Below are 5453 nucleotides of genomic sequence, written 5' to 3' on the forward strand. Positions count from 1 at the left end.
AAGAGGTGAAAACATTTGTTTCTAGAGGAAAGATATGAAAATATTGTAAATATAATAAAAAAGAATGGAAGAGTAAAGGTAAAAGAACTATCTAAATTATTTGAAGTTACAGAAGATTGCATAAGAAAAGATTTAAAAGAATTAGAATCTAGAGGATATTTAATAAGAGTATATGGAGGGGCAATTGCTCAAAAAAATCACATAGACATCAAGAATATTGATGAAAGAAAAAATATAAATACTCAAGAGAAAAAATTAATTGCATTAAAGGCAATTGATTTAATAGAAAATAAAGATATAGTTTTTTTGGATGTTTCAACAATTAACTTAGAAATTGCAAAAGAGTTAAACAATACTAATAAAACAATTACTGTTGTAACAAACATGATAGAAATTGTGCTAGAACTAAGAATGAATAATAATATAAAAGTTATTTGTATTGGAGGAGAATTCAATAAAGAAATAGGAGCTACAGTAGGAGCGGCAGCAGATAGATATATTAGAAAATTTGCATATGATAAAGCTTTTATAGGATTAGGTGGAATTAATAAAGAAACTGGGTATGTAAGTACAATATACTTAGAAGATGGAGATACAAAGAAAACAATAATAGAATGTTCAACGAAGATATATTTAGTTATGGAAAAAGAGAAATTTAATTATGATGAGTTTTATAAATTTGCAACTTTAGAAGAGATAACAGCTATAATAACCGAAGATAGAATTATAGATTAATTAAAGGGGTATTAAATTTGATAAGTATAAAAATTGATGATATCTTAAAAAATAAGTGTGCATCAGTATCTATTGGGAACATAGAAGTAATTTACTAAAAAATTATGCGAGTGCAGATGTATTAAGTGATAATATATTTAAATAGTATTTTATTAGATTATGACTAAGGAGGATGAAGTTATGGAAATTTTTGCGATTGGGCATTCAAACTATCCTTATGTAAAATTTATTGAGATGATTAAAAAGTATAATATTAACTGTATTGTTGATATAAGAGAAACACCATATTCTAAATATAATGTGCAGTACAACAAAGAATATTTTAGAGAAATTTTAAAAAAGGATGGATATACATATATTTATATGGGTGAAGAGTTTGGCGCTAAAAGAGGTAGCAAAGAATCATATAATAATGAAGGATATGCAGATTTTGATGAGGTTATAAAAGAGGATGTATTTTTAAAAGGAGTAAAACGAATCAAAAACGGAATAGAAATGGGATATAGAATAGTTTTATTAGGGGCAATGCAAGAGCCTATAAGATGTCATAGAAGCATTATGGTAGGTAGATTTTTAAAAAATGAAGGTATAGATGTTAATTATATATTACATGAAGGAACTTTAGCTACTCAAGATGATATAGAGGAAGATTTGCTTAATAAGTATTTTGAAGATAGAAATCAAATTAGCATAGATAGCTTAATAGGAAAAGGACAAAGCAAGCAAGATATGATAGAACAAGGGTACAAGTTAGCTAATAAGGAGATTGGATATAGGACAGAAAATATTAAATAAATAAAATATAAGCTGCCTAAACATATGTAGTATTGATTATAAAAACTTAGAGGCAGCTTATTTAATTATATTCTAAACGTTATGAACCCTTTCTTTACCGATACCTTTCTCACTTAATTTTTCTAGCATATCTATAGTCATTTTTCTTAAATCATATTCAAACTTGAATCCCCATTCATTAACAGCACAAGACGGATCTATGGAATTAGGCCAAGATTCAGCTATAGATTGACGAACTGGATCAACATTGTAGCTAAATTCAAATTTAGGCATATTCTTTTTAATCTCAGCTGCTATCTCTTCAGGAGAGAAGTTCATAGCTGTTATATTGAATGCATTTCTATGAATCAATTTGGAACTATCAGCTTCAAGTAGATCAATGACAGCTTGAAGAGCATCGGGCATATACATCATATCCATTTTCGTACCCTCAGCTATAAATGATTCATATTTCATATTTTTTAAAGCTTCGTAGTATATATCAACTGCGTAATCAGTTGTTCCACCACCAGGAGGAGTTACGTATGATATAAGCCCAGGGAATCTTACACTTCTTGTGTCTACTCCAAATTTATGGAAGTAATAATCAGATAACAATTCTCCTGAAACCTTAGTTACTCCATACATAGTATTTGGTCTTTGTATAGTATCTTGAGGAGTTAAATCTTTTGGAGAATTAGGTCCAAATGCTGCTATAGAACTAGGAGCGAATAGTGTAGCATTAGTCTCTTTAGAAACTTCTAAAGCATTTACCAAACCACCCATATTTAACTTCCATGCAAATTGAGGTTTTTGTTCTCCTACTGCAGATAATAAAGATGCTAGATGTATTATAGTGTCTGCATTGTGTTTCTTCGCTAGTTTTCCCATAGCTTCAATATCCATAACATCTAAAGTTTCAAATAAACCATTATTTACAACTGTACTTTCTTCTATTGAGCGGACATCAGTAGCTAAAACATTGCTTACCCCGTAATCCTTTCGAAGTTTTGATGTTAACTCAGAACCTATTTGACCAAGAGCTCCAGTAATAAGAATTTTTTTCATATAATTACCCCCCTACAAAATTAAAAAATTTATTTAATAACTCCTAATTCTTTTCCTACCTTTTCATAAATACTTAAAGCATCATCTAACATTTCTTTTGTATGAGCAGCTGTTGGCATATTTCGAACCCTTCCTGTACCTTTAGGAACAGTAGGGAATACTATTGATTTAGCATAAACACCTTCTTCTAGTAGTCTTTTACTAAATAATTGAGTTTTGGCTTCATCTCCGATAATACATGGAGTTATAGGTGTTTGACTATTTCCTATATTAAATCCTAAAGATTTTAATCCAGATTTAAGGTAGTTTCCGTTTTCCCAAACTTTTTGAACTAAAGTATCATCATTCATAAGTATATTTATAGATTCGGTACAAGCAGCAGCAGCACCAGGAGTAAGCGATGTTGAGAATAGGAATGGTCTTCCTCTAACTTTTAGCCAATCTATTAAATCTTTAGATCCTGCAACATATCCACCCACAACACCTATAGCTTTAGATAGTGTACCTATTTGGAAATCAACTTTATCTGATAGACCAAAGTGTTTGCAAGTTCCAGCTCCTTTTCCTGTAACTCCAGAACCGTGAGCATCGTCAACATAAGTAATTAAGTCAAACTCTTCAGCTATTTCAACTATTTCAGGAAGCTTAGATATATCTCCATCCATAGAAAAAACTCCATCAGTTATAACCATTATTTTTTTATATAATCCACTTTCTTGAGCTTGCTTGGCTTTTTCTCTCAAATCATTCATATCTGAATGTTTGAATCTTATTATTTTGGAACCAGAAAGTTTGCATCCATCTATTATTGATGCATGATTAAGTTCATCTGATAAAATTGCATCATTTTTATCCATGACAGCTTGAATAGCTCCCATATTGCAATTAAATCCTGATTGGAAAGCTATAGCTGATTCTGTACCCTTGAATTTAGCTATAGTATTTTCTAAAATATCATGGATTTCTAACGTACCATTTATTGTTCTTACTGCACCAGCACCAGCTCCATATTTTTCTGTAGCCTTGATAGTAGCATTTATCAAATTTTTATTTGTAGCTAGTCCAAGATAATTGTTGGATGAAAGGTTAATTAGATTGTTTCCATTTATTTGAATGATAGGACCATTAGAACTTTGAAGAGAATCGATTTTGTTATATAGACCCTTAGATTTTAAATCGTTAAGATTTTTATTAAGAAAAGTAGATAGTGCCTTACTTTTTGAACTTATATCTAAATTCATAATTTATCCCCCTAATATAAATTTGTACTAATATAATTTTAAGTTTCAATATTAAAGGTTGTAAATGATAATCGAAAATCAAATTTTCTAAAAAAATAACAAAAATAAACAGCATGTATTATAAATGGAATTTTTTTTATTAAATATAAAAAAATATACAAAAATGCCAAGACTTTTACTACCAAAAACATTAAAAGTTTGATATTCTAATAGTTGCGTTTAAAAAACATTGACAACGAAGGAAGGTCTTGAATATGAAAAAATCAGATTGTATTAAAGGATTACAAGAATATATTGTTGTAACGATAGGAGTAATTTTAGTTGCTATTGGAATACAGTACTTTTTTGCACCTAATGATATAGCTGGAGGAGGACTTAGTGGTTTAGCTCTTATAATAAATCATTATTTGCCTAGTTTATCTATGGGGATTATAATATTTATAGGCAATTTAATACTATTTTCAATAGCATTTATTTTAATAGGTGGAGATTTTGGATTAAAAACAATATATGCAAGTTTTATGTTGTCTGTAGTAATAGATTTTATGGATAAAATTTTAAACTCAACAGCTTTAACTACAAACTTACTAGCGGCTGTAATAGTAGGGACATTAGTAACAGCTATAGGTCTAGCCATGGTTTTTGCAACGAACGCATCTACTGGAGGTACAGACATTTTAGCTAAGATATTAAATAAATATACTACATTTAATATAGGAATATCACTTTTAATAGTGGATTTATTTGTTGCTATAATGGGAGGATTCACTTTTGGACTTAAAAAAGGAATATATTCTATGTTAGTTATAGTTTTAAATGGATTATTGATAGATAGAGTAATAGAAAAAATAGAGAAAAAGAAAAATATTAAAGAACAAGAGAATGAAGAAAAATTAGAAGAAGTAGCATAGTTTGAACTGCCCCCTGTCAAGTAGACAGTGGAAATAATAAAAATTATGCAACTAAGGTCTGGCTTCGATATTCCATCGGAGACAGACCTTTTAGTTTTTTCTGTAACCTTACATTATTATAAAAATCTATGTAATTATCGATTGCTATTTTTAACTCATCAAAAGTTTGAAATTTTCTTAAATAGTACATTTCTGATTTAAGTGTTCCCCAAAACCCTTCCATTGGTCCATTATCTATACATCGTCCAATCCTGGACATACTTTGAGTTGCAGATATATTATCTAATTTTGCTTTGAAAATTTTACTTGTATACTGAAATCCTCTATCACTATGAAATAATGGCTTCGCCGTAGGATTATTTTTAGTAGCTAAATCAAATGTATCAAATACTAATTGATTATTATTTGAACGTCCTAACACATATGAAACGATACTATTATCACCTAAGTCTAATATTGCACTTAAATATGCTTTAGTTCCATTCATTAACTTAAACTCTGTTACATCAGTTAACCATTTCTTATTAGGCGTAGCCTCACTAAAACTTCTATTTAATATATTCTCAGCTGTTATTTGAGGTATACTTTTGATATACCTTTTTTTCTTCCTACGAATAACGGATTTTAATTTTAATGATTTCATTAATCGATAAATCCTTTTATGATTATATATCTTTTTTAAACTTCTATTAATATTCATAGTCATACGTCTATATCCATAAAT

At 29.0% G+C, this 5453-nt stretch carries 6 protein-coding genes; 3 read left to right on the top strand and 3 right to left on the bottom strand.

What is annotated here, in order from left to right; translation table 11 throughout:
* Window positions 1–15 precede the first annotated feature (15 nt).
* Window positions 16–735, top strand: coding sequence for a DeoR/GlpR family DNA-binding transcription regulator (locus VN21_RS03050; RefSeq protein WP_046821994.1), 720 nt, complete (start codon window positions 16–18; stop codon window positions 733–735).
* A gap of 180 nt (window positions 736–915) precedes the next feature.
* Entirely contained in the window at window positions 916–1530 is a 615-nt protein-coding gene (locus VN21_RS03055) for a DUF488 domain-containing protein (protein ID WP_046821995.1), read from the top strand.
* A 72-nt stretch (window positions 1531–1602) separates the two neighbouring features.
* On the opposite strand, the gene VN21_RS03060 is transcribed toward VN21_RS03055, so the two are convergent.
* Complete coding sequence (locus VN21_RS03060) at window positions 1603–2577, bottom strand: L-threonine 3-dehydrogenase (RefSeq protein ID WP_046821996.1); 975 nt, start codon at window positions 2575–2577, stop codon at window positions 1603–1605.
* Between the two features lie 29 nt (window positions 2578–2606).
* Window positions 2607–3818: a glycine C-acetyltransferase gene (locus tag VN21_RS03065; protein WP_046821997.1), complete on the bottom strand. Its 1212-nt coding sequence runs from the start codon at window positions 3816–3818 to the stop codon at window positions 2607–2609.
* A gap of 254 nt (window positions 3819–4072) precedes the next feature.
* Here VN21_RS03065 and VN21_RS03070 point away from each other — a divergent pair, with 254 nt between their 5' ends.
* The gene (locus VN21_RS03070) at window positions 4073–4729 is read left to right on the top strand and encodes a YitT family protein (RefSeq protein WP_046821998.1); all 657 of its coding nucleotides are present in this window, start codon (window positions 4073–4075) and stop codon (window positions 4727–4729) included.
* A 43-nt stretch (window positions 4730–4772) separates the two neighbouring features.
* Here VN21_RS03070 and VN21_RS03075 read toward each other — a convergent pair.
* Window positions 4773–5453 (bottom strand): IS3 family transposase (locus tag VN21_RS03075; protein ID WP_052951964.1); only part of this gene is annotated, 681 nt, incomplete at its 5' end.

It is taken from the genome of Paraclostridium benzoelyticum (assembly GCF_001006285.1).
GTDB classification, from domain to species: Bacteria; Bacillota; Clostridia; order Peptostreptococcales; family Peptostreptococcaceae; genus Paraclostridium; species Paraclostridium benzoelyticum.